Here is a 23,098-nt window from a genome sequence, read left to right on the forward strand (position 1 = left end):
GCTAGGTGGAGATGTCGCAATCCACACCGAACCCGGAGGCCCTCACCCATTTCAAGAACCCAGCACGCGTGTCACCAACGTCTCGGGACAACACACCTAGTACCGCATCAGACAACGTTCGCCCCTGATGTGCTGGGCTGGCGACTGCCATACTCGGCGTCATGGGGAGAGCTTTGAGTCGCACCAGATTGTGGGAGCAGGGTGATCTGACCGGCGGGCCGGCCGATCAGCTTTTCGCGCAGGTCCGTCAGGCCGTGCCGGGTGTGGTCATCGAACGTCTGGCGGTCACGCACCCCGCCGACGATGACAATGTGTACTTCCTGGGTGTCGGGGCGGTTCTGGACCGCGTCCAGTTGGATACCGGCCCGGGTGGTCGGCCGCCGTTCCTGATCGAAGCGGATTGTCGGGTGGTGACCTCGGACGTCACCGAGGCAGTCGCGGCTGTTTCCGCGGGGCTGGGTTCAGGCGACGTTGGCTTGGGCGACGAGCTTCCGTAGGCGGTCATCGTTGGCGTGGCGGTTTCGCCAGATGATGTAGCGGCGGATCGTGCTGCCCTGCTCCTTGTGGCTGGCGTGATCGGTGCCGTCGAGGGTGAAATAGCGCAGGGCGGTGAACTGGGCCTCGATGCGGTTCAGCCAGGAGGAATTCGTCGGGGTGTAGGCGATCTCGACATCGTTAGCCTCGGCCCAGTCCGCCACCCGGCGGCACCGTTTCGTGGTCAGGTGCGGTGAGTAGTTGTCACACACGATCGCGATGCGTTTCTCGGCCGGGTGCAAGGACCGCAGGTAGCGGCAGAACTCCAGGAACTTCGAGCGGGTTTTGGTCTTCTTGATGTGGCCGTAGAGCTGGTCCTTGCCCAGGTTGTAGGCGGCGAACAGGTGGCGGACGCCGTGCGGCCGGGTGTAGGTCGCCCGCCGCCTCGGCCTGGGCTCCCGGCCGGGGTCTTTGCGCCGGCCGCCGCGTTCGGCCCACTGGTGTCCGGGGTGGGGCTGGAGGTTGAGCGGCCCGAACTCGTCCATGCAGAAGATGACTTCGGGTTCGCCCGCCTCGGGTATGACCTCACCGTCGGCGATGGCATAGAGGTGCTCGACCCGGGCTTTCTTCGCCGCGTAGTCCGGGTCTTTCGAGGACTTCCAGGTCTTCACGCATTGAAAGGTGACGCCTTCCTCGCGGAGCAGGATGCGCAGGCCCTCATGGCTGATGTCGTCGACCACCCCCTCGGCGACCAGGAAGTCGGCCAGTTTGACCAGGCTCCAGGTCGAGAACGGCAGGCCGTGCTCGGCCGGCCTGGACTTGGCCATCTTCTTGATTTCGCGCCGCTCGGGCAGCGTGAAAGTCTTCGGCCGTCCGCCTTTGTACTTCGGGAAGAGCGACGCGAAGCCGTCGGTATTGAAGTTGTGGACCACGTCCCGGACCCGGTCTCCACTGGTGAAGGTAACCTCCGCGATCTTCGCCACGGCCATACCCTGCGCAGACAGCAGCACCATCTGGGCCCGTCGCCAGGTCACCACCGACCCCGTGCCCCGGCGGACGATCCGCAGCAGCCGCCAGCCTTCATCATCATCGATCTCACGGACGCGTACTCGTTCAGCCACCCACACAGCTTGGCGACCACACGCCGCCCAGAACAGGATCCGAGCGGCGCGTCACGTCACAACAGGGCGAACGTTGTCTGATGCGGCACTAGATGCCGTGGACGGTGGTGAGGTCGGTGAGGCCGGAGATGGTCAGGACGGGTTCCAGGAGCGGATTGGCGAGGAGTTCGATGCGGTCGGCGTGCGGGAAGAGGACGCTGAGGCCGGCGCTGTCGAGGTACTCCACACCGGTGAGGTCGAGGACCAGGGGGCCGACCGTGCCCGCGAGGGCGGCGGCCAGCTCCTTGGTGTTGCTCATGTCGATCTCGCCGACCGCGGTGAGCAGTGCGGCGCCGTCGGGCCGCCGTCCGAAGGTGAGGGTCAGGGGCGTGGTCATCAGGCGATCCTCGTGTGCATGTCGACGGTGGTTCCGGACGGGCCGGGAGTGATGGTGACCTGCTGCATCAGCGCGCGCATCAGGGCCATCCCGCGGCCGCGGTGCGCGTTGAGCTCCGGCTCCGGCGCCTTCCAGCGGCCGGTGTCGGCAATGGTCAGGTGCAGATCGTTGACGTTCGCCTCGGCCCGGAACTGGATGGTGCCTCCGGCGGCGTCGCGGTGCCCGTGTTCGATGGCATTGGCGCACGCCTCGCCCGCGGCGACCAGGATGTTCTGCACGGTGGCGGAGGGCAGGTCGCACCGGTCGAGCCAGCCGCGCAGCGTCTTGCGTACGGGCGCGAGCTGGGACGATTCGGCGGGGAAGGACATCTCCAGGGGAGCCGGGTGACGGTAGAGCAGCAAGGCGACGTCGTCGTCGTAGCCGTCGACGGGAGCCAGCCGCGACATGACGTCGGTGGCGAGGTCGTCGATCGCGGTGTCCCGGCCGTCCTGGAGGGCCTTGCTGGCCTGATCGATGCCCGCGCTGAGCGGGCGGCGGCGGCGTTCGACGAGCCCGTCGGTGTACAGCAGCAGCGTGGATCGGGCCGGTATGGTGCAGGCGCCTTCGGGACGCTGGGTTCCGGGCCGGACGGCCAGGGGCAGTGAGCGGCCGTCCTCCAGGAGCCGGGTGGTGCCCTCGGGCCGGACGAGGATGCCGGGCGGGTGGCCGGCGCTGGAGTACGTCAGCTGCCCGGTGTCGACGTTGAGGACTCCGCAGAAGACGGTGGTACAGGCCGCGCCCGGCACACCGGCGGCGAACTGGTCCAGGGCCATCAGCGTCTGGGCGGGACTGGCGTCCTGCAGCAGCAGGGCGCGGCAGGCGCTGCGCAGCTGACCCATGACGCTGGCGGCTTCGAGCCCCCGTCCCACGCAGTCGCCGACGACGATGCCGATGCGGCCGTCGGGCAGTGCGACCGTGTCGTACCAGTCACCGCCGACCTCCAGCGGCTGGGTGGCGGGCTCGTAGCGGACGGCGAAACCGGCGGGCAGCCGCGAGGGGCCGAGGATGGCGCGCTGCAGGGCGATGGCCGTCTCGCGCTGCTGGTCGATCTGGTGCGCGCGGTTGAGGCCTTGGGCGAGGTGACCGGCCAGGAGGGACAGCAGCAGTTCGTCCTCGCCCGTGAACGGCCGGTTCTCGCCCAGGTCGATCCACAGGGCGAGCGGCCCGTCGGGGAACTCCAGGAGGATGCCGGCCCCCGTGCGGTCGGCGACCGGGGTCAGGACCGGCCCCCGGCGCAGCTCCTCAAGCGCCTCCCGTCGTCCGGCGGGCAGTTGCGACCAGGTCAGCCGCGCATCGGTGGAGGTCAGCGCGGGTTCGTCGCCCCGGTCGAAGACCGCCGCCACGACCCACCGGCCGCGCCACAGCTTCTTCAGTTCCTGCAGTGCGCCGGACAGCGCCTCGGGCACGCTCGTGGCCCGGGACAGGCAGGTCCCCAGGGCGGCCAGGGCGCTCTCACGCTGGATGGCGTAGTGCTCGGCGGTGACGTCCCGGAAGGTGCCGACGGTCACGCGGCGCCCGGTGTCGGGATCGTCGACCTGGTTGAAGGTGGCCGTGACCCACAGCCGGTGCCCGTCGCGGTGGGTGATCGGAATGGTGTACGAGCCCTTCGTGCTGCCGAGCAGCAGGGCGAAGGCCTCCTCGACCTGCTGGTGCGCCACCGAGTCGGTGGTGGCGTCGGGCCACCACGGGTGGATCGGCCGGTAGGGCAGGCCTTCGGGTCCGTAGCCGAGGATGTCGCTGAACGAGGTGTTGATCTCGATGACCGCGCCGTCCTCGTCGCACACGAAGAAGGCCTCCTGCAGGGAGTCCACCAGGGCGGTCCGCCAGCGGACGTGGTGGCCGCGCAGCCGTGCCAGCTCGATGTTCGCCCGTACGCGGGCGAGGAGTTCCGCGGCCGCGAAGGGCTTGACGAGGTAGTCGTCCGCGCCGGCCTGCAGGCCTTCGATGGACGCTTCCTGTCCGGCCCGCGCGGACAGCAGCAGCACCGGAACCGAGGCGGTGCGGGGGTCGGCCCGCAGCGTCGTGACCAGGGAGAGGCCGTCCAGGTGGGGCATCATGACATCGCTGACCACCAGGTCGTAGGCCTTCGCGCGGATGGCCCCCAGAGCCTGTTGGCCATCGGCGACCGCGTCGACCTGGTAACCGGCGCCGTGCAGCAGGCGTACGAGGTACTCGCGCATGTCGGGGTTGTCGTCGGCGACCAGGAGACGTGACGTCGGGGCCTGACCGGGGCCGGTCCTGGCGGCCCCGGCGTCCGCGACGTCCTCGATCCGGGCCGCGACGGACGACGCCTGGCCGTGGCCGCCGGGCAGCCAGCGCAGTGCCTCCTGTACGAAGGGGGCGGTCGCGGTGGGGCCCGCCCCGGAGCCCGGCTCCGAGAGGACGGCGTCGGCGGGCAGGTGCGAGGACCCGAAGGGCAGCCGGATGGTGAACCGCGTGCCCCGGCCCTCCGCGGAGGTGGCACTGATCTCGCCGCCGTGCAGCCCGACCAGTTCCTTGACCAGGGCCAGGCCGATGCCGCTGCCCTCGTTGGAGCGGGAGCGGGCGTTCTCGATGCGGTGGAACCGTTCGAACAGTCGGGGTATCTCCTCCGCCGGGACACCGATGCCGGTGTCGTCGACGGTCACCACGGCCGCCCCGTCCACGGCGTCCACCGCGACGCGGATCGAGCCGTCGAAGGTGAACTTCAGCGCATTGCTGAGCAGGTTGAGAACGACCTTCTCCCACATGGTGCGGTCGATGAAGACCGGCTCGGGCAGCGGGGAGCAGTCGACCCGGAAGCCCAGGCCCGCCTTGTCGACGGCGGAGCGGAACACGCTGGCGAGCTCACCGGTGACCTCGGCCAGGTTCACCGGCTCGTAGGACGCCTGCATGCGGCCGGCCTCGATGCGGGAGAAGTCCAGCAGGGTGTTGACCAGTTTGCCCAGCCGGAGCCCGTTGCGGTGGATGACCTCCAGTTCCTCCTGCACGCCCGGGTCCGCGTCCACGCCCGCGAGCCGGTCCCGCAGTTCCTCCACAGGACCCATGATCAGCGTCAGCGGCGTACGGAACTCGTGGCTGATGTTGGAGAAGAACGTCGTCTTCGCCAGGTCCAGCTCAGCGAGTTCCTCCGCGCGCCGCTGCTGTGCCTGGTAGCTGCGGGCGCTGGCCACTCCGGTGGCGACGTGCCCGGCGACCAGCTCCACGAAGCCGCGGTATCCGTCGTCCAGGGCCCGGTACCGGTTCAGACCGACCACCATGAACCCGTACGGGTCGCCGCCCTGCTGGCGCAGCGGCACCACCAGGGCCTGCAGGGGCGCCTCGGCCCACTCGCCGGTCGGCAGGTCCGCGAACACGTCGCCGTCCAGGGGCACCAGCGCGGACTCCCCCCGGGCCGCGGCGGCCGTCGGCCACGGGGTGTCGGAGTCCGGCGGGAGGAGCTTCACCGCGGCCGGGTGATCGTTCCCGATCCCGGTGGCAGCGGCCAGCGAGGCGCTGCCGTCGTCCTCGAACAGGTAGGTCAGGGTGAAGGGCAGATCGTGCGGGTTGCCGCTCAGCTGCAGCCGCGCGAAGTCGAGCATCTCCTGCTCGGTGCGCACCACGCTGGGGTCGGAGCCGAGGTCGCGCAGCGTGGTCATCCGCCGTTCGCCGATGACGCGCTCGGTCTCCTCGCTGACCACGCAGAGCATGCCGACGACCTCACCGGTGTCGTCGCGCAGCGGACTGTAGGAGAACGTGTGGTAGCTCTCCTCCGGGTATCCGGAGCGCTCCACGAACAACAGCAGGGCCTGGTCCCACGTCGCCTCGCCGGTGGTGAGCACGGTGTCGATGCGGGGGCCGATGTCGTCCCAGATCTCCGCCCAGACCTCGCTCGCCGGCCGTCCCAACGCCCACGGGTACTTCCGGCCCAGGGTGTCGCGCCGATAGGCGGCATTGCAGAAGAAGGTGAGTTCCGGTCCCCAGGCCATCCACATCGAGAACTTCGACGACAGCAGGATGCTCACGGTCGTCTTCAGGCTCTGAGGCCAGTTCTCGGGGATGCCGAGCGGGGTGGCCGCCGACCAGTCCACCCGGCCCAGATCCCGGCCGACCGCCTCGTCGGCAGCGAACACACCGGCCCCGACGTCCGCCGCCGTTTCGCGCGCGGCATCCTCGGAACGCGTCACTGCCCACCCCTTTTTGTTCGAACAGCCGATGTCCGGGTACACGGCCGGCATCCATTGTGCTGCCACGCCGCGTGCCGTGGTGGCCTTTGCGGCCCCCAGCGGCCCGTACGGCTGACGGACCACCCGGAGGGAGACCGTTGACGTGATCCGTAGGATAGGACAGCCGAGCCCGGGACCACGAGGTACGGCCAACCAGGCGGGCCGGGAGACCATGTGACGGCAACCGAGTACACCCTCCACCCCGGGGCGGCGCAGGACGGGGCGGACGAACGGAGCAGGCTCGCCGCGGTACGCCGCTACGCGGCCCTGGACACCTCCGCGGACGGGGCCTTCGACCGGATCGCGACCCTCGCGGCCCGAATCTTCGGCGTCCCCATGGCGACCGTGGCGATCGTGGACAGCGACTGGGTGTGGCTCAAGGCCGCACACGGCCTCGCGGGCCTCAGAGAGGTCCCCCGTGACCAGGGCGTGCTCTGCTCCCTCCCGCAGGAGGGGCCGTACGTGGTCACGGACACCCTCACCGACCCGCGCACCACCGCCGGCCCCGCCGTCCAGGGCCGGCCGGGAGTACGATTCTGCGCGGCCGCGGCGATCACCACGTCCGACGGCCACCGACTGGGCACCGTCAACGTGCTCGACACCCGTCCGCGCCACCCCACCGGCGACCAGCTGGCCGCCCTCCAGGAGCTGGCCGCACTCGTCATGGAGGAGCTCGAACTGCGGTTGAGCGCGCAGCACATGGTCGCTGCCGAACGCGCGCGCCGGGCCGACGCCGAGCGCTTGGCCCGCACTCTCCAGCGCACCCTGCTGCCGCCGGCCCTGCCCGCGGTTCCCGGACTGCAAGCGGCCGCCGCCTACCACACGGCCTCCGCCGACGAGGTCGGCGGCGACTTCTACGACCTGTTCCCCCTCGACGACGGCCGGTGGGCGTTCTTCCTCGGCGACGTGTGCGGCAAGGGCGCCGCCGCCGCCGCACTGACCTCGCTGACCCGCTACACCCTGCGCGCCGCAGCCATCTACGACCCCGACCCCCGCACCGTCCTGTCCAACCTGGACACGGTCCTCAAGGGCGAGTACCAGGGCGACACCCCCCGGTACTGCACTGCGGTGTTCGGCGTGCTCGACGCCGCCTCCGACGGGTCGTTCACGGTCACCCTGGCCGGAGGCGGACACCCCCCGGCCCTGGCGGTGCGCGCGAACGGCACCGTCGAACCGGTGTCCACCACCGGCGGCCAGCTGATCGGCATCCTTCCCGACCCGCACTTCGCCGAGGCCACCACCCGCCTCGCGCCCGGTGACGCCCTGCTGCTGTACACCGACGGGCTCACCGAAGCCCGTACCGCGGACGGCAGCATGCTCGGGGAGGAGGGGCTGGCCCGTCATCTTCTCGCCGGGCCCGCCCGAGGAGCGGACGTCCTGCTGGCGTCGGTGCACGAGCTCTTCACCGATCTGGGACCGGGAGTGAGCGACGACACCGCCCTGCTCGCCCTGTCCGTCCCGTACCACCACACACGGCTACCAGCCCAGGAGAACAGGTGACCCACCCCACCCTGACCACCAGTCGGCGCTCCCACCCGAGTGGGGCCATCGTGCTGGGAGTTGTCGGCGAGCTCGACCACCACACTGCACCGGAGCTCACCGGGGTGATCGAGGAGACCCCCTTCAGTGCCGGCGTCCCCGTACTGATCGACCTCTCCGAGCTCGCCTACTGCGACTCCACGGGCATCACCGTACTCATCGGTGCCTACCACCGTGCGGAGAAGGCCCGCGCCCCCTTGTCCCTCGTCGGGCTGAAAGCCGACCTGATGCACGTCTTCCGCATCATCGGCCTCAACCAGCTCTTCACCTTCCATCCCACCATCGAGGACGCGGTCGAGGCCCTCCAGCCTTAGAACCCCCAACAGAACGATCTTCGAGGTGATCGGACCGCTCAGGGGCCGTCGAGCACGCTCTGCGTGGCCACGGGTGCTTTGGGCGACTCCGTACTGGCCTCCGGCCTCCCACCGACCGCACGCCGTGACGATCCGTCTGCCCGGCGTGCGGCTCGACTCCGGGCGGAGGGATGGTGAGGAACCGTCGGCCGGGTGGGTGGCGTGAAGCAGAGTGGGAAGAGGCGTGGTGAGAGGAGCGATGATGCCAGGGACCTCGCAGAGCATGGCCGGACTCAGGAGCGCGGACGCCCGACAGGTCGCCCGGGAGGCCCTGTCCGCCCGTGGTGTGGGGGAGCGGCCGGTGGACGACGTCCTGACGGTGGTAGCCGAGCTGGTGAGCAACGCGATCCGGCACGCGGGCGGCGTGACCGGCTTCAGCATCCGGCATCTCCCCGATGCGGTGGCGATCGAGGTGTCCGACGCGTCCCCGGTCCTCCCCCGCTCGCCGGGCACTCCGGTCGCGGTACCGGGAGGATTCGGCTGGCTGCTGGTCAACCAGCTCGCCGCCCGTACGGAGATCACGGCCGGCCACGACGGAAAGACGATCACCGCGTACGTGCCGCTCACGGTCGCCGCCACGGGCGCGTGACCCGCACGCGCTTCTCCTCGCGGCATGACGGCACCGTCACCGTCACCTTTCATCACCCGTTCATCGACGGAGCACGTCACGTCGTGGTGCCCGCGTCCGCGCCCGATGCGGGCGTTCCCGCGCGGCCGGCTCCTACAGCCAGCCGTTGCGGCGGAAGGCCCGGTACAGGGCTCCTGCCGCGAGCGTCATGAGGCCCACGGCGAGGGGGTAGCCGTAGCTCCAGCCCAGTTCGGGCATGTGCTCGAAGTTCATGCCGTAGACGCCGGCGACCATCGTGGGCACCGCGAAGATCGCCGCCCAAGCGGAGATGCGCCGCATGTCATCGTTCTGCCACGTGCCCACGCGCGCCTGCTGCGCGCCGAGGACCGAGTCCAGCAGTTCGTCCAGGGTGCGCACCTCGATGTCGGTACGGTGCAGGTGATCGGCAACGTCCCGGATGTACGGGCCGATCTTCGGCTGGTGCCTCTCCGGGCCGCCCGGTAGGCCCTGGACCACTGGGACGAGGGGCTGGACCGCGTCGCGGAACTCGCGGACCTCCCGCTTGAGGGAGTAGATGCGCCCGGTGTGGTCGACGCGGTCGGTCGAGAACACCTCGTCCTCAAGCCGGTTGAGCGTGGCGCGTACCCTGCGGGCGGCGTCGCTGTACGCGTCGACGGCGACGTCCAGCACCGCGTGCACCACGGCCCAGGGGCCGAGGCGCAGCATGTCCGGATCGGCGTTCAGCCGACTGGCAGCCTCCGTACAAGGATCCGTCGGACCGTGGCACACGGTGAGGACACTGCGGGTTCCCACGAAGATCATGATGTCGCCGGTCTCCACCGCCGCACCCTCCTCCACGTACCGCAGGGTCTTCAGCGCTACGGCCAGCACGTCGCCGAACCGCTCGCGCTTCGGACGCTGCCGGCCGTGCAGGGCGTCCTCCACGGCCAGCGGGTGCAGGCCCAGCTCCTCGGCCAGCTGGAGCAGTTCGGTTTCCGAGGGGTCTGACAACCGGACCCATGCGAACTCGCCCTCACCCAGTCCCCGCAGTCGCTTGAGTACCGACTGGCAGGCATCTTCGGGTAGTTCGCACTCCACGTGGTCCGAGCGGCCCGAGTCCCGGTCGTATATGACGCATTCCATCCTTCCCGAATGCCTCGCCATCCCGCATTCATGCATCGCCGGCCGCATCGTCCCCGCTGGTCGCCCGTCCGTCCGGGCCCGGTGGCGTGTTCCTGCCCTTGTGCGGTGGTTACGGCCGGCGGTCAGTCGGACTCGCAGGGGCCGGTGGTCATGCGGAAGAGCCGTTCGGTGCCCGTGAGTTCGAGCAGTCTGGTGACCTGCCGGCTGGGAGCGTGGAGGATGACGCGGCGGCCGTGCTCTTCGGCGGTGAGGCGAGCCTGAAGGATGGTGTTGAGGCCGGACGAGTCGCAGAAGGTGAGATCCGTCAGGTCGAGGACGACTTCCGGCGGACAGTCGGGCTGGGTGATCAGGGTGTGCAGGGCTTCCTGGAGCAGCGGGGTCCGGTCGATGTCCATCTCGCCGCCGACGCTGACGATCACCTGCTGCCCTTGAACCCCCACTTCTGCGGGCGGAACGCGGTCCTGCGCATCTTCCATGCGCACAGCCTAGAAGGATGCCAGGCCGATGGCCAGATCCTTCCAGGTCAGCCGGTCGATCTACCGCCCGCCGACGCTGCGCGTGCCCGATGGCTTCGTGCGCGCTGCGCGCCCCACCGCCGCGCGGGGTGGCACGGCCGGTCAGGTCCGCACGCGGCTGTTGGGTCCATTCGAATGGACCCAACGACCCGGACGCTCGTATGAGCGGGGCCTCGTGACGGCGCCCGTCGCGCGGTTCCCGGCGCGATCGGGTAATCAGGAACGGTGAACACGGACGCGACCGACCCCTTCGTGCATGTCCGGGGCGCCAGTGAGAACAACCTGCGGAACATCGACGTCGACGTTCCGCGGGACGCGATGGTCGCCTTCACCGGCGTCTCCGGTTCGGGCAAGTCCTCGCTCGCGTTCGGCACGCTCTACGCGGAGGCCCAGCGACGCTATTTCGAGTCCGTGGCACCGTACGCCCGAAGGCTGTTGCAACAGGTCGGTGCACCGCACGTGCAGGAAATCACCGGACTGCCACCGGCCGTGGCCCTGCAGCAGCGACGCGGGTCGCCCAGCTCGCGCTCGACGGTCGGCACCCTCACCACGCTGTCCAATCTGCTGCGCATGCTGTACTCCCGCGCCGGCACCTATCCCCCCGGGGCTGCTCGGCTGGAAGCCGAGTCGTTCTCACCCAACACCACGGCCGGCGCGTGCCCGGAGTGCCACGGGCTGGGCGTCGTGCACGACGTCGCCGAGGACCTGCTCGTCCCGGACCCCTCGCTGAGCATCCGCGAGGGGGCGATCGCCGCCTGGCCGGGCGCCTGGCAGGGAGCCAACCTGCGCAGTGTCGTGAGCGGCCTGGGGATCGACATCGACCGGCCGTGGCGCAGGCTCAAGAAGAGGGACCGGGACTGGCTGCTGTACACGGACGAGCAGCCTTCCGTGTACGTCGAGCCGGAGGAGGGTCGCGTCGATTACGGCTATCAGGGCAAGTTTTGGAGTGCCCGCAGGCACGTCATGCATGTCCTCGCCGACTCCAAGAGCGAGAAGATGCGCGAACGGGCGCTCCGGTTCGTCAGGAGTGTGCCCTGCCCCGAGTGTCACGGCAGCGGACTGCGGCCCGACGCGCTCGCCGTGACCTTCGCCGGACGTTCCATCGCCGAGATCAACGCGATGCCGCTCACCGAGGTCGTGGGGGTGCTGCGGCCCGTCGCGGGGCGGTCCGGGGCCGACGCCACCACGTCGACCGCCCGATCCGGGGAGACGACCGAGGTCGCGGTCCGGATCTGCGGCGATCTGGTCGCGCGGGTCGACGTCCTGCTCGACCTGGGTCTCGGATATCTCGGCCTCGGGCGCCGCTCGACGACCCTGTCGCCCGGCGAGGCGCAGCGCCTGCGGATCGCCACCCAGCTGCGCTCCGGGCTGTTCGGCGTCGTCTACGTCCTCGACGAACCCTCCGCGGGCCTGCACCCGGCTGACGCGGAACCGCTGCTGGACGTGCTGGAGCGTCTCAAGGCGGCGGGCAACTCGCTGTTCGTCGTGGAGCACGACATGGACGTCGTGCGGCGGGCGGACTGGGTGGTCGACATCGGCCCCGGCGCGGGCGAGGGCGGCGGCCGCGTGCTGTACAGCGGCCCGGTCGCCGGTCTGGAGCCGGTGGCGGAGTCGGCCACGAGCCAGTACCTGTTCGGGCGCGCCGAACCGCTCGATCACCGCCCGCGCACACCCCAGGGCTGGCTGCGCCTGAAAGGCGTCTCCCGCCACAATCTCCGCGACGTGTCCGTCGACGTACCGCTGTGCGTACTGACGGCGGTGACGGGCGTGTCCGGTTCCGGAAAGTCGACACTGGTGACGCAGGTGCTCGCCGAGGTCGTCCGCCGCCACCTCGGACTCGCACCCGAGGACCTCGATGAGGCGCAGCTGGTCGTCGACGTCCAGGGCGCGTCGGGGGTCGAGTCGTTCGACCGGCTGGTCCGGGTCGACCAACGGCCCATCGGCCGCACTCCCCGTTCCAACCTGGCCACGTACACCGGGATGTTCGACGCGGTGCGCAAGCTGTACGCGGCGACGGACGAGGCCAAGGCGCGCGGCTACTCGGCCGGGCGGTTCTCCTTCAACGTGCCCGAAGGACGGTGCGAGACCTGCCAGGGCGAAGGATTCGTCACGGTGGAACTCCTCTTCCTGCCCGGCACCTACGCACCGTGCCCGACCTGCCTGGGCGCCCGGTACAACGCCGAAACGCTGGAAGTCACCTACCGCGGCAAGAACATCGCGGACGTGCTGGGGTTGTCCGTCGACGCAGCCGCCGAGTTCCTGTCCGCCGTCCCGGCCGCCTCCCGCAGTCTGGAGACGTTGCGCGAGGTGGGCCTGGGGTACCTGCGGCTGGGGCAGCCCGCGACGGAGCTCAGCGGTGGTGAGGCGCAACGCATCAAACTGGCCACCGAACTGCAGCGAGCCCGCCGCGGCCACGCGCTGTACCTGCTCGACGAGCCGACGGCGGGGCTGCATCCCTCGGACGTCGCGCTATTGCTGCGACAGCTGCACCGGCTCGTCGACGCCGGCAACACGGTTGTCCTCGTCGAGCACGACCTGGACACGATCACCACCGCCGACTGGGTCATCGACCTCGGGCCCGGCGGCGGCGACGCGGGCGGCCGGGTAGTCGCGGCGGGCCCGCCGGCCAAGGTGGCGAAAGCCCGCCGCAGCGCCACCGCGCCCTACCTCGCGGCCCGGCTCGCGCGCGGGTGATCAATCTGCCGCATCGCTCAAGGGCGCCGTTCTCCTGCTTGTTCGCTCAGCACGATCTTCCACACTCGGGTCGCCACCTGGAGGTTGAGCCGGTCCTCGACGTTCGCGAGGTCGTTGCCGCTGATGTTTCGGATGCGCTGGAGCCGGTAGCGCAGCGTGCTGCGGTGAATCGCGAGGGATTCGGCGGTCTCGTCGTAGTTGCCGCCGCAGTCGAAGTACTGGGACAGCGTCTCCACCATGGCCGTGTGGTGCCGGGAGTCGTAGTCGATCAGCTGTCCGAGCCACTCGTGGACGAACGTCTCCAGTTCCCGGTAGTCGTTGCCGGGTCCCAGGATGCGGTAGAGGCCCAGTTCGTCGAAGAACGTCGTGCCGTAGTGCTCGCCGCGGGAGTGGCGGCGCACTTCCAGGGCGCGCTGCGCCTCCTGGTAGCGGTGGGGGATGTCGTCCAGGGAGTCGCAAGGGGCGCTCACCCCGATGGTCCCGGACCGTGTGCCGGTCTCCCGGACGAGCGCCTCGTACAGTGCGCGGGCGTGCGGCCTGTCGTCGGCGACCAGGACCACGTGGTCGCCGCGCCGGATCAGCAGCGCATGCATCCATCGGCCGGCATTTCGACGAGATCTCCGACGAGGCCAGGGCGGTGGCGTACGACGTCGTCGAGGGCGACGGCGGGGCGGCCCGCTTCAAGGTGCGCGACAAGCTGTACGCGCCCGAGGAGATCAGCGCACAGGTGCTGCGCAAACGCACCGACGACGCCTCCAAGCAGCTCGGGGAGCGGCTCACGGAGGTAGTCATCATGGTGCCCGCCTACTTCAACGACGCCCAGCGCACCGCCACCAAGGACGCAGGCCGGATCGCGGGACTGGAGGTGCTGCGGAGCATCAACGAGCCGACGGCGGCCGCCCTCGCGTACGGCGTGGCTCAAGCGTCCTTGCGGCCGCGCTACTCCCCGCGGTGACCATCGTTCTGCTGTTGCGGTAGGGATGGGCCCCTGCGGATGCGGCGGGACGGCGGCGTGGTCCGTGCCTCACTGGGCGGTGACCACCACGTGGGCTGTGGTGGGCCGGACTGCCGGTGGGCTGCCGGCGTCGTAGAGAACTTTCCCGGTGGCGGGGTTCACCGTCGCCGCGAACAGCCGTTCACGACCGCTGACCGCCGCATGGACGAAGTATGCTCCGCCGGCGTCACGCTCCAGCGCGATGAACGTGATGTCGGCGCCTCCGGATACCTCGATCACGGCGTCGGCGCCGAAAGCACCCCCGGCGTCGTGACCGGTCGGGCCGGACCCGGCGGGCGCGACCGCTTCGTACACGGCCACGATCCGCCCGGACGGATCCACCACGCTGAGCTGCGCGGGAATCGAGGTCCCGCCCAGAGCCACAAGCACGGGCCCCTCGTCGCGGTAGTAGAGAGCCAACGTCGCCACACCAGTGTCGGACACAGCTGCACCCCTCGGCAGTCGGGTATTCACGGGCAAACCTGTCAACCACTCGAACCTGGCGGCGCGCGCCCGCACACGCCCACGCGCCGCCTTCCGGATGGCCGGTTGAGGCTTGTCGTGCTCTGCTGCCCGCGTCCTTGACGTTCAACCTCGCGTCCGCGGCGCTGCGGTGCTACCGCTCGAAAAGGGCGCTGACTGTCTTGCCGCCGATCGGCTGGCGGGTGACATGGGAGCCCGGGCGAGGTGGTTGACCATGGGCCAGCCGAATCCTCCGGCGCCACCGTTCAGGTCGGGGCTGCGCATGCGCGAGGTCCGCGGACTGTCGTGGACGGCGACCTCGACGCTGTCGGGGTGCGCTGTGAGGTCGGGGGTGCAGGTGACGCCGCCATGGCGCAGGGCGTTGGTGACGAGTTCGGAGACGACCAAGACCACGGTGTCGGCGGCTTCGGCCGCGATCACCGGCAGGAGGTCTTCGAGGCATAAGGGTCGGTGGTGAGGCGGGGGAGGGGAAGTGTCACGATCCGGCCCCTCACCAGCTCTACGGTCGAGGCCGAGGTCGACCGGTACGGGTGATTTTGCGGATCAGACGCTCGTCCATGCGTCGAAGAAGGCTTCGCGCCTGGAGGGATCTGCTGATGTGTGGTCCGCGTGGAGGACGCGCCAGGCGGTGAGTTCGAGGTCGCGGAGCCACAGCTTGCCGATGACCTGCCAGCGGGTCAGCGAACAGATCCTGTCCTTCGACGAACTCGTCTCCGGCATGCTCAGCGCCAGCATCGCCCAGCTCGGCGTCCAGCAGAACCCCGACATGCGCCGCATCAGCGCCTGGGCCGCCCTCATCGCCGTCCCCACCATGATCGTCGGCGTGTACGGCATGAACTTCGAGCACATGCCCGAGCTCGGATCCCCGTACGGCTATCCGGCCGTGCGGGGGCTCATCCTGACCGTGTGCACCGTGTGCACCGTGATCTACCGGGCACTGCGCCGCAACGAGTGGCTGTAACGGCCGACCACGTTACCCGCCGGCTTCGCTGTCAGGGCCGGGTGGCGCTTTCGCTGTCGGGGTGGAGGGGGAAGACCTGGTCGAGGCCGGCGATGTGCAGGATGCGCAGGGTGTTGTCGGGGACGGCGGCGAGGGCGATGTCGGCGCCGGCGGCGTGGGCCTGGTTGCGGGCGGCGAGCAGGGCGGTGATGCCGCTGGAGTCGCAGAAGTCCATGCCGGCCAGGTCCACCACCAGACGCTGTCCCACCCGGAGGGTGAGGGTGGTGAGCAGGGCTCGCAGTTCGGCGGCGTGCGCGTAGTCGAGCGGGCCGGCGATCTCCAGTACGGGGCCCGTCGTGGCTTCGCGGGTGGTGATCTTCAGCGGGTTCATCGTGTGTTCTTCGGTGCCGGGCCGGGGTCCGGATGGGCGGGGACGCCGACGGCGAGGAGGGCGGTGTCGTCGTCGAGGCCGTCACCGAAGCCGTCCAGCAGTGCGGTGAGACCCTCCATGAGGGTATGGACGGGTTCGCCGGCGTGGCCGGCTGCGAAGTTGCGCAGGGCCTCATCGCCGTAGAGGCCGGTGCGGTCCTGGCCGGTGCGGGCTTCGGTGAGGCCGTCGGTGTAGAGCAGGAGGGTGTCGCCGGGGGCGAGGGTGGTGGTCGCGGCGGTGAAAGGCGCGCGGGGCAGGATGCCGACCAGGAGGCCGCCAGGGGTGGGCAGGAAGTCGGCCTGGCCGTCGGCGCGCAGGATCAGGGCCGGGGGATGGCCGCCGGAGGCGAGCCGGACGCTGACCTTGCGGGTGGCGGGGTCGGGTTCGAGGATGCCGAAGATGGCGGTGCAGTAGCGGGGGTCGCCGCTGCTGTAGCGCTCGTGCAGCACCGTGTTGAGCGTGGACAGGGCCGTCACGGGGTCGGGGTCGTGCAGGGCGGCGGCGCGCAGGGTGTGGCGGGTCAGTGAGGTGACCGCGGCGGCCTGGGGGCCCTTGCCGCACACGTCGCCGAGGAAGAACGCGAAGCGTGTGCCGTCGATGGGGAAGATGTCGTAGAAGTCGCCGCCGAGCCGGTCGGGGGAGGCGGTGTGGTAGTGCGCGGCCGTCTCCAGCCCGGGCAGCGGCGGCAGCGTGGCGGGCAGCAGCGCCTGCTGCAGCACGGCGAGGGCGTCCTGGAGCCGGGCCCGGTCGGCCTCGGCCTGCTTGCGTGCCGCGTCGGCTTCTCGACGTGCTTCTTCGGCCTCTTTGCGGCCGCGCAGGAGTTCCTTCTCGTAGGCGCGGCGGTCCCGGGCGTCGAAGATGGTGGTGCGGATCAGCAGGGGATTGCCGGTACTGCCGTGCTTGACCCTGGAGGAGACCAGGACCGGCATCCGGGCCCCGCCGGCCTGTTTGATTTCCAGGGCGATACCGCCGATCTCGCCCTGCATGCGCAGCAGCGGCGCGAAGTGTGTCTCGTGGTAGAGCTTGCCGCCCACGGTCAGCAGGTCGGTGAACCGGATCCGGCCCACCACCGCGTCGCGCTGGAGGCCGAGCCAGTCCAGCAGCGTGGTGTTGATCTTGGCGATGGTGCCGTCCATCAGCGTGGACAGGTACCCGCACGGTGCGCTCTCGTACAGCTCCTCCGCACTGTCCTCCAGCAGGGCCGCGAACACCGCATCCGAGGTCTTCTCGTCGCCTGTCTCGCGAGGGTCCGGGTCCTGCCCGGTGCGGCACATCACCGCAGACCTGCCAGGAAGCCGGTGATCGCCTCGTTCGTGGCCTCGGGCGCGGACATGTGGGGGCAGTGCCCGGTGGCATCGAGGGTGACCAGCGTCGAGCCGGGGATGGCCTGGTGGACGAAGGCGCCGACCTCACGGGGGGCGATGACGTCCTGGGTGCATTCCAGGACCAGCGTCGGCACGCTCACGGTCTTCAGGTCGTCCCGCGTATCGGAGAGGAAGGTGGTCCGGGCGAAGACGCGTGCCATCTCCGGGTCGGTGGCGCAGAAGCTGTTCGTCAGCTCCTCGCCGAGCTCTGGCCGCTCCGCGTTCCCCATGATCACCGGTGCCATGGCGGCCGACCAGCCCAGGTAGTTCGACTCCAGGGAGTCCAAGAGCTCGTCGATGTCCTCGGCGCTGAAACCGCCCCGATAGCCGTTGTCGTTGATGTACCGCGGCGAGGGAGCGACCATCACCAGCGCCCCGATGCGTTCCGGGGCCATGCCGGCGGCCAGTACCCCGATCATCGCGCTGACCGAATGTGCCACGAACACCGCACCGCGCAGATCGAGGGCCTCGCAGACCTCCACGACGTCCTGGGCGTAGCCGTCCAGAGAGGTGTAGCGGCCCACGGAGAAGGAGGACAGGTCCGAGCGGCCCGAGCCGACGTAGTCGAACAGCACCACCTGGTAGTCCTCGGCCAGGGCCGGCACCGTCAGGCGCCACATGTTCTGGTCACAGCCGAACCCGTGAGCCAGTACCACCGCCGGCCCCTGCGGGTTCCCGGTGACGGTGACGTTGTTCCTGCGTCGGATGTCCATACCCGCATCCTCCCAGTCCCGCTCACCGGACCCTGGCCTTCATCCACGAAGCCCTGGACGGCGGTGAGGCAGTCGTCGTCGCCGTGCCCTCCGACAAGACCGCCCTCCTGCGCGATGAACTCGCGGGCGAGGCTGCTGTCACCTTCGTCGACACGACGACGGCCGAACCCAACCCCGGTCGGCTCGTCGCCGCCTGGGCCGCCTGGATGAAGGAGCGCGGCGAGGGAAACCGCCCCGTACGGGGCATCGGCGAAACGGCCTGGCGCCAGGCACGCAACCCCGCACACCTCGCGGAGCTGCGCTATCACGAATGGCTGCTGAACCGGGCTTTCGCGCGCAGCTCCACCTGGTCGATGCTCTGCCCGTACGACGACGCCGACCAGGACCTGGACGCCCTGGCCGCCATGTCCCGCTGCCATCCGCTGATTCGGCGCGACGGCAAGAACGCGCCCAACGAGGACTACCTCGCAGGCGAGGACTACGCCTTCGAGGCCCTGGCCGGCCCCCGTGACCCGTCCTTCGAGCTCAGCTACAGGCACGGTGACCTTGCCACGATCCGCTCGGAGGTGTCCCGGAGCGCGTCCGACGCGGGCGTGCCCGAGGACCGGCTGGGGCAGCTTTCCGTCGCCGTCACGGAGATCGCGACGAACAGCATCCGCCACGGAGGGGGCCAGGGAACCCTGCGCACCTGGACCCAGGACGCCACGTTCCTGTGCGAGTTCCGGGACGCCGGCTACATCTCCGACGTCATGGCCGGCCGTATCCGGCCCTCCCCCGAACAGATCGGTAGCCGCGGGCTCTGGCTCGCGCACCAGCTCTGCGACCTCGTAGAGATCCGCTCCACCCGCGACCAGGGGACCGCGATCCGCCTCCACATGGACACAGCGCGGTAGTCCTGCCCGCGGGCAGGACTACGACCGCCCCGGATCCCGGGGTGTGGTCGGCATACCGCACGGTCGTGCTCCACGTGTCGGGCTGAGAGACGGGCCACATGCACCGGATGAGGTGGGCAGGTAGTGGGACGCTGACCCGGACGAGAGCACTCCCCGCCAGGAGCCACCCTCCGTAACCGACCGCCCCGCCCGGGGTCCGGCTGTGAGCCGCCCTCCCCCGCGTTGCCCGGACTCACCCCAGTTGTGGTCATCAGGTCTCCCAGGTGCCTGGTTGTCGCTGCCCACTCCTGCTGACGCTCGGTGGGCGCCCCGGATCGCGGGGATCGAGCCGGCGCTGACCGCGTTGCGCCCTCCTCTCTTGTTGGAGGCCGTTGGCCGGCGCCGCGGTCGAGGGTGCCCGCCGGAGGCGCGCGGCCGTGACGGAGTTCCTACTTGCCAGTCGCCTGACGGACGGTACGGGTCACGCAACCCGCAGAGATACAAGGAATCCGGCCACCCGGCATCGAGCCGCTGCTGCCGCTTTGGCCGACGGGGTCACCGGGGCGGCGGCCGGTGGCTGACCGGCAGTGCCTGCAGGACATCCTGTACGTGGTCTGCAACGACACCGCCTGGCAACTCCTGCCTCCTGAGCTGGGGTTCGGCTCGGGGCAGACTTGCTGGCGAAGTCTGGAGCGGTGGCAGCGGGACGGGGTCTTCGGCCAGTTGCACCGGATCCTCCTCGCCGAGCTGAACGCGGCCGGCCGACTCGACTGGTCGAGGCGTGCGTGGACGGCTCCCACATCCGCACGAAAAAGGGGGAGCCGACACCGCCGGTCGACCGGCGGAAGACGGGCAGCGAACACCACCTGAGGGCGACGGACACGGCACCCCGCTGAAGGTCATCACGACCGCGGCGAACGTGAACGACGTTACCCAGACCCTCGCGCTGGTCGACGGCGTCCCACCGGTGGCAGGTCGTCCCGGCCGGCCCCGCCGGAGGCCCCGCTCGGAGACAAGGGCTACGACTCCAACCCCAACCGCGATGAGCTGCGTGAACGCCGGATCCTGCCGGTCTTCTCCGTCTTGTCGATGGCCTCCAAGACCATCTCGGTATGCGCGATCGGGTCGGCGCGGTCGCACTTGTCGGCGATCTCCATGTTGGGGATATAGAGACCCTCGCCGGAAGGATGGGGGATCGCCGTCATGACATCGGCTGTGAAGTCCGGTTGGCCTGCCGTTCCCGGGTCGGCGAACCGTACGAGCACGGCTCGCCGACGCCCGGCCACTTCCACGGTCAGCTTCGGGAACTCGTCGGCGAGATCCTTCTACATCCGCGACGTCCCGCGCGCCGTCGAGTTCGACACCGGCGTCTTCGGCTTCGAGGTGGCCGCCACCTACGGCGACAGCGCTGTCTTTCTCCGCGCGCCGGGGACGTTGAACGACCACGACCTGGGCCTGTTCGCCCTCGGCGGGGCCGCGGCCGGTCCCGTCCCCGGGCAGGTCGGGCTGTACCACCTGGCCTGGGAGGTCGGGACGCTCGGCGAGCTCGCCGCCGTTGGCGTGGAGTTGCGCGAGCGCGGCGCGCTGGTCGGGGCGCGCGACCACGGGGTCAGCAAGTCCTACTACGCCAAGGACCCCGATGGCATCGAGTTCGAGGTCATGTGGCGCGTCCCGCGCGAGGAGTGGCCGGCGGACGGCGGCGGCGAGCGGTTGGACCTGGACGCCGCCCTCGCCCGCTGGGGCGCGGACCTGGCGACGGGAGCGGCCGGCGGGTCCGCGACCTGAGGGGACCGGGGCGGGCGGGCTACTCGTCCGCCCGCAGCATCGCCTGCGCGATGGAGCCGGCCGTGTTGTCGGACGCCGTGTTCTGCTCGCGGCGGTGCCTGATGAGGCCATGGGCACTTTCGACTCTCACTCGACGACTGGCACGCGCAGTACCAGCAGGCAGGCGTCGTCCTCCGGTTCCGGTGGGAGGAGCTCGGTGGTGACGGCGTCGGCGAGTGCCTGGGGTTCGCGGTGGGCGTGCCGCTCGGCGGCACGGAGCAGCGCCGCCGTTCCGTACTCCAGATCCCGTCCGCGCTGCTCGACGAGGCCGTCGGTGTACAGCAGCACGGTGTCGCCGCTGACGAGTGGTGTCTCCACCGCGGCGTAGGAGTGGTGGGGGGTGACACCGAGAAGGAGGCCGGTGCCGGCCTCCAGTAGGTGGGCCGCGCCTGCGCGCAGCAGGACGGGGGGAGGATGTCCGGCGCTGACCCATCGAAGGAGTTGCCGGTTCGGGTGGTAGCGGGCGATGACCGCGGTGGCGGTGCATTCCGGGTCCTCGTCACACGCGATGCGGTTGAGCCAGTTCGTCAGTTGCTCGACGGGTTCGTGGGTGAAGGCGAGTCCGGCCAGGCCGTTGCGGAGTTTCGACATGCGTGCGACGGCGTCGAGGCCGTGCCCGGAGGCGTCACCGAGCGCGAGCAGGACGCGGCCGTCGGCCAGGGTCTGGACGTTGTGCCAGTCGCCGCCGATGAGGGCACGGCCTTCTGCCGGGCGGTACGACACTGCGGCGTCCAGGCCGAAGGCCGCCAACTGGGCCGTGGCGGAGGGCAAGACCGCCTCGCGGAGCCGGGAGGCGATGTGTGCTTCGGCCTCGGCTCGTTGCTGCCGGTGTTCGGCCGTCCGTACGGCCTCGTCCAGTTGGGCCTGGGTACGGTGGGAGCGGGTGGCATCGCGGAACAGTGCCTGCACGCCCCAGACGGTGCCGTCCGCTTCGCTCAGGGCCTCGGCGGCGAACTGGAAGTATCGCGGGCCGCCGTCGAGGTTCAGTCGGTATGCACCCTCCACGGAGCCGCCTTGGTCGAGCAGTTCTTTCAGGGCCGTGCCGTAGGCGGCCCGGTCGTCGGGGTCGATGAGGCGGGCGATCTCTCCCAGGGTGAGCGGGCGGGTGGGCGTCGGGCGACGGAGCAGGGTGCGGAGCCCGTGCGACCACTTGGTGTGTCCTGCGGCCAGGTCCCACTCGCCCCATCCGAGCAGGCCGCGCCGCTGGATGCGGTCGCTGATGCGCTCCTGGTGCAGCACCGACAGGTCCCAGCTCACCACGAGATGGTCCCGGTGCCGCGTCGCTGAGAGCCGGACGCTGCGGTGGTGCGGCAGGCCGTCGATCAGTACGGTGACGTCCGCGTCGCGTCTGGGCAGCGGTTCCCCCGTGCGCAGAACATGGCCCAGGTCCGTGAACAGTCCCGAGGTCATGAGCGAAGGTTGCTCGATGCAGAGAGGCAGCCTGGCGGACGTGCCGTGGTGCGGGTCGAGGGCCGAGGTGGCGTGGGCAGCGTGATTCGCCGCCACGCCCGCGAAGTCGATCAGGCTTCCGTGTGCGTCACGGACTGGTGCCAGCACGGCGGCCGGCTGTTCGATGCCTGACAGGAGACGGCCGGCCCAATGCAGTTGCCCGGTCCGCGAGTCCCCCGGGGGAAGATCCCGGGGAGCACGGGCCGTGGCGCTCAGCGCGTCCACGATCTTTCGGGACACGGCTGTGCCGTGTTCTTGCAGGAGCCTGTCTATCGAGGCCACATCGCTGAGGTCCGCTGTTTCTCGGTTCCGGTCGCGAGGGGGCGTCGTCGAGTCGCCGGGCAGGCACAGGCTGGGGCTGACAGCCGTTGATCGGGCCGATGTCATGCGCGTGGTGCGCCGTCGTGCGGCCTGAGTTCGCAGAGCCACAGGCTCGCTCTGGAGGGGAGTCGCACCTCGTGCAGCCCGTCGAAGCCGAGCTCTTCGAGCTCGAGCCCCTCCGCCTCGGACAGGCTGACCGCGATCACGAGGTCAGGGGAGGGGCCGAGATCCCGTATCACCGTACGGACCAGGTCCGTGCCGATTTCCCTGGCCTCGTGCCCCTGTTGCCGAGCGCGTATCAGCAGTCCGTGCGGTTCCGCGGGCCAGAGCGCGGCAGCGGCTTGGGCGTCCCTTCGCCCTACGTTCCACGGCTCGCCTCGCGGTCCCACCTCCCGGGCCAGTAGCTGGTCGACCTCCGTCGGATCGGGCTCCGCGCCCGGTGTAGCAGGCCTCCAGGCCGCGACCGCCAAGACGTCGCCGGGCGTCTGCTCGGCCAGCCACACCTTCCCGGCCTCGAGGGAGTGATGGGCGAGCATCAGACGCACTACGCTGCCGGCCTCTTGAGTCCGGCCGGGCGGCACGTAATGAGCCGCCATGCCACCGGAGGTGATCAGCCGCGTGATTGCCGGTACGTCGACGAGTCCCGCTCTGCGCACTGTCGGGGCCAGCACGCCTCGGTCTTGTGTTGCCATTGGTGATTCC

21 protein-coding genes and 4 pseudogenes are annotated in these 23,098 nt (G+C 70.2%); 10 read left to right on the forward strand and 15 right to left on the reverse strand.

The window, feature by feature from the left end; all coding sequences use genetic code 11:
• Window positions 1-173: 173 nt before the first annotated feature.
• The gene (locus ACFWNV_RS04025) at window positions 174-497 is read left to right on the forward strand and encodes a hypothetical protein (RefSeq protein ID WP_383940124.1); all 324 of its coding nucleotides are present in this window, start codon (window positions 174-176) and stop codon (window positions 495-497) included.
• On the opposite strand, the gene ACFWNV_RS04030 is transcribed toward ACFWNV_RS04025, so the two are convergent.
• From ACFWNV_RS04030 to ACFWNV_RS04040, 3 genes are all read right to left on the reverse strand, one after another.
• Complete coding sequence (locus ACFWNV_RS04030) at window positions 462-1,595, reverse strand: IS630 family transposase (protein WP_383940127.1); 1,134 nt, start codon at window positions 1,593-1,595, stop codon at window positions 462-464. The genes ACFWNV_RS04025 and ACFWNV_RS04030 overlap by 36 nt on opposite strands.
• Before the next feature lie 88 nt (window positions 1,596-1,683).
• Window positions 1,684-1,971 carry an STAS domain-containing protein gene (locus ACFWNV_RS04035; RefSeq protein ID WP_383940130.1) on the reverse strand — a complete coding sequence of 96 codons (288 nt, stop codon included), beginning with the start codon at window positions 1,969-1,971 and terminating at the stop codon, window positions 1,684-1,686.
• Entirely contained in the window at window positions 1,971-6,155 is a 4,185-nt protein-coding gene (locus ACFWNV_RS04040) for a SpoIIE family protein phosphatase (protein WP_383940133.1), read from the reverse strand. The genes ACFWNV_RS04035 and ACFWNV_RS04040 overlap by 1 nt, the downstream gene beginning before the upstream one ends.
• A gap of 213 nt (window positions 6,156-6,368) precedes the next feature.
• Here ACFWNV_RS04040 and ACFWNV_RS04045 point away from each other — a divergent pair, with 213 nt between their 5' ends.
• The 3 genes from ACFWNV_RS04045 (at window position 6,369) to ACFWNV_RS04055 (ending at window position 8,675) form a co-directional block, all read left to right on the forward strand.
• The gene (locus ACFWNV_RS04045) at window positions 6,369-7,694 is read left to right on the forward strand and encodes a PP2C family protein-serine/threonine phosphatase (protein WP_383940136.1); all 1,326 of its coding nucleotides are present in this window, start codon (window positions 6,369-6,371) and stop codon (window positions 7,692-7,694) included.
• On the forward strand, window positions 7,691-8,047 hold the full coding sequence (locus tag ACFWNV_RS04050; RefSeq protein WP_383940139.1) for an STAS domain-containing protein: 357 nt from the start codon (window positions 7,691-7,693) through the stop codon (window positions 8,045-8,047). The genes ACFWNV_RS04045 and ACFWNV_RS04050 overlap by 4 nt, the downstream gene beginning before the upstream one ends.
• A 262-nt stretch (window positions 8,048-8,309) precedes the next feature.
• Window positions 8,310-8,675, forward strand: a complete 366-nt coding sequence (locus tag ACFWNV_RS04055) for an ATP-binding protein (protein WP_383940142.1) — start codon at window positions 8,310-8,312, stop codon at window positions 8,673-8,675.
• A 132-nt stretch (window positions 8,676-8,807) separates the two neighbouring features.
• Here the strand turns inward: ACFWNV_RS04055 and ACFWNV_RS04060 are convergent, their stop codons facing one another.
• Both ACFWNV_RS04060 and ACFWNV_RS04065 read right to left on the reverse strand, forming a co-directional pair.
• Window positions 8,808-9,845 carry a magnesium and cobalt transport protein CorA gene (locus ACFWNV_RS04060; protein WP_383940145.1) on the reverse strand — a complete coding sequence of 346 codons (1,038 nt, stop codon included), beginning with the start codon at window positions 9,843-9,845 and terminating at the stop codon, window positions 8,808-8,810.
• 74 nt (window positions 9,846-9,919) lie between these two features.
• Window positions 9,920-10,273, reverse strand: a complete 354-nt coding sequence (locus ACFWNV_RS04065) for an STAS domain-containing protein (protein ID WP_383940148.1) — start codon at window positions 10,271-10,273, stop codon at window positions 9,920-9,922.
• A gap of 264 nt (window positions 10,274-10,537) precedes the next feature.
• On the opposite strand from ACFWNV_RS04065, the gene uvrA reads away from it, so the two are divergent.
• Complete coding sequence (gene uvrA / locus ACFWNV_RS04070; RefSeq protein ID WP_383940151.1) at window positions 10,538-13,006, forward strand: excinuclease ABC subunit UvrA; 2,469 nt, start codon at window positions 10,538-10,540, stop codon at window positions 13,004-13,006.
• Between the two features lie 17 nt (window positions 13,007-13,023).
• Here uvrA and ACFWNV_RS04075 read toward each other — a convergent pair.
• Window positions 13,024-13,599, reverse strand: a pseudogene (locus tag ACFWNV_RS04075) (PucR family transcriptional regulator); the annotation flags it as partial.
• Between ACFWNV_RS04075 and ACFWNV_RS04080 the strand changes: the two are divergent.
• Window positions 13,587-13,922, forward strand: a pseudogene (locus ACFWNV_RS04080) (Hsp70 family protein); the annotation flags it as partial. The pseudogenes ACFWNV_RS04075 and ACFWNV_RS04080 overlap by 13 nt on opposite strands.
• Before the next feature lie 108 nt (window positions 13,923-14,030).
• Here the strand turns inward: ACFWNV_RS04080 and ACFWNV_RS04085 are convergent.
• The 3 genes and pseudogenes from ACFWNV_RS04085 to ACFWNV_RS04095 all read right to left on the reverse strand — a co-directional run bounded on the left by ACFWNV_RS04085 (window position 14,031) and on the right by ACFWNV_RS04095 (window position 15,203).
• Window positions 14,031-14,444, reverse strand: coding sequence for a hypothetical protein (locus ACFWNV_RS04085; protein WP_383940154.1), 414 nt, complete (start codon window positions 14,442-14,444; stop codon window positions 14,031-14,033).
• A 172-nt stretch (window positions 14,445-14,616) separates the two neighbouring features.
• A pseudogene (locus tag ACFWNV_RS04090) lies at window positions 14,617-14,906 on the reverse strand (ATP-binding protein); the annotation flags it as partial.
• A gap of 120 nt (window positions 14,907-15,026) precedes the next feature.
• Complete coding sequence (locus tag ACFWNV_RS04095; RefSeq protein ID WP_383940390.1) at window positions 15,027-15,203, reverse strand: hypothetical protein; 177 nt, start codon at window positions 15,201-15,203, stop codon at window positions 15,027-15,029.
• Between ACFWNV_RS04095 and ACFWNV_RS04100 the strand changes: the two are divergent.
• Window positions 15,157-15,444 (forward strand): annotated as a pseudogene (locus tag ACFWNV_RS04100) (CorA family divalent cation transporter); the annotation flags it as partial. The gene ACFWNV_RS04095 and the pseudogene ACFWNV_RS04100 sit on opposite strands and share 47 nt — an antisense overlap.
• 31 nt (window positions 15,445-15,475) lie before the next feature.
• On the opposite strand, the gene ACFWNV_RS04105 reads toward ACFWNV_RS04100, so the two are convergent.
• The 3 genes from ACFWNV_RS04105 to ACFWNV_RS04115 are packed head-to-tail and all read right to left on the reverse strand — an operon-like array spanning window position 15,476 to window position 17,930.
• Window positions 15,476-15,814, reverse strand: a complete 339-nt coding sequence (locus ACFWNV_RS04105; RefSeq protein WP_383940157.1) for an STAS domain-containing protein — start codon at window positions 15,812-15,814, stop codon at window positions 15,476-15,478.
• Window positions 15,811-17,127, reverse strand: coding sequence for a PP2C family protein-serine/threonine phosphatase (locus tag ACFWNV_RS04110; RefSeq protein ID WP_383940160.1), 1,317 nt, complete (start codon window positions 17,125-17,127; stop codon window positions 15,811-15,813). The genes ACFWNV_RS04105 and ACFWNV_RS04110 overlap by 4 nt, the downstream gene beginning before the upstream one ends.
• A complete protein-coding gene (locus tag ACFWNV_RS04115; protein WP_383940162.1) occupies window positions 17,127-17,930 on the reverse strand; it encodes an alpha/beta fold hydrolase in 804 nt (267 codons plus the stop codon). The genes ACFWNV_RS04110 and ACFWNV_RS04115 overlap by 1 nt, the downstream gene beginning before the upstream one ends.
• Window positions 17,931-17,962: 32 nt before the next feature.
• Between ACFWNV_RS04115 and ACFWNV_RS04120 the strand changes: the two genes are divergently transcribed.
• Both ACFWNV_RS04120 and ACFWNV_RS04125 read left to right on the forward strand, forming a co-directional pair.
• Complete coding sequence (locus tag ACFWNV_RS04120; protein WP_383940374.1) at window positions 17,963-18,823, forward strand: anti-sigma factor RsbA family regulatory protein; 861 nt, start codon at window positions 17,963-17,965, stop codon at window positions 18,821-18,823.
• A gap of 513 nt (window positions 18,824-19,336) precedes the next feature.
• Window positions 19,337-19,672 (forward strand): transposase, encoded by a 336-nt coding sequence (locus ACFWNV_RS04125; protein WP_383940376.1) that lies wholly within the window; start codon window positions 19,337-19,339, stop codon window positions 19,670-19,672.
• A gap of 149 nt (window positions 19,673-19,821) precedes the next feature.
• On the opposite strand, the gene ACFWNV_RS04130 is transcribed toward ACFWNV_RS04125, so the two are convergent.
• Window positions 19,822-20,007 carry a hypothetical protein gene (locus tag ACFWNV_RS04130; RefSeq protein WP_383940165.1) on the reverse strand — a complete coding sequence of 62 codons (186 nt, stop codon included), beginning with the start codon at window positions 20,005-20,007 and terminating at the stop codon, window positions 19,822-19,824.
• On the opposite strand from ACFWNV_RS04130, the gene ACFWNV_RS04135 reads away from it, so the two are divergent.
• A complete protein-coding gene (locus ACFWNV_RS04135; RefSeq protein ID WP_383940168.1) occupies window positions 20,006-20,587 on the forward strand; it encodes a VOC family protein in 582 nt (193 codons plus the stop codon). The two genes, ACFWNV_RS04130 and ACFWNV_RS04135, sit on opposite strands and share 2 nt — an antisense overlap.
• 126 nt (window positions 20,588-20,713) lie before the next feature.
• On the opposite strand, the gene ACFWNV_RS04140 is transcribed toward ACFWNV_RS04135, so the two are convergent.
• Window positions 20,714-22,036, reverse strand: coding sequence for a PP2C family protein-serine/threonine phosphatase (locus tag ACFWNV_RS04140; RefSeq protein ID WP_383940172.1), 1,323 nt, complete (start codon window positions 22,034-22,036; stop codon window positions 20,714-20,716).
• 422 nt (window positions 22,037-22,458) lie between these two features.
• Window positions 22,459-23,088, reverse strand: coding sequence for a hypothetical protein (locus tag ACFWNV_RS04145; RefSeq protein ID WP_383940175.1), 630 nt, complete (start codon window positions 23,086-23,088; stop codon window positions 22,459-22,461).
• Window positions 23,089-23,098: the final 10 nt, after the last annotated feature.

This window comes from Streptomyces sp. NPDC058401, assembly GCF_042722885.1.
Classification (GTDB): domain Bacteria; phylum Actinomycetota; class Actinomycetes; order Streptomycetales; family Streptomycetaceae; genus Streptomyces.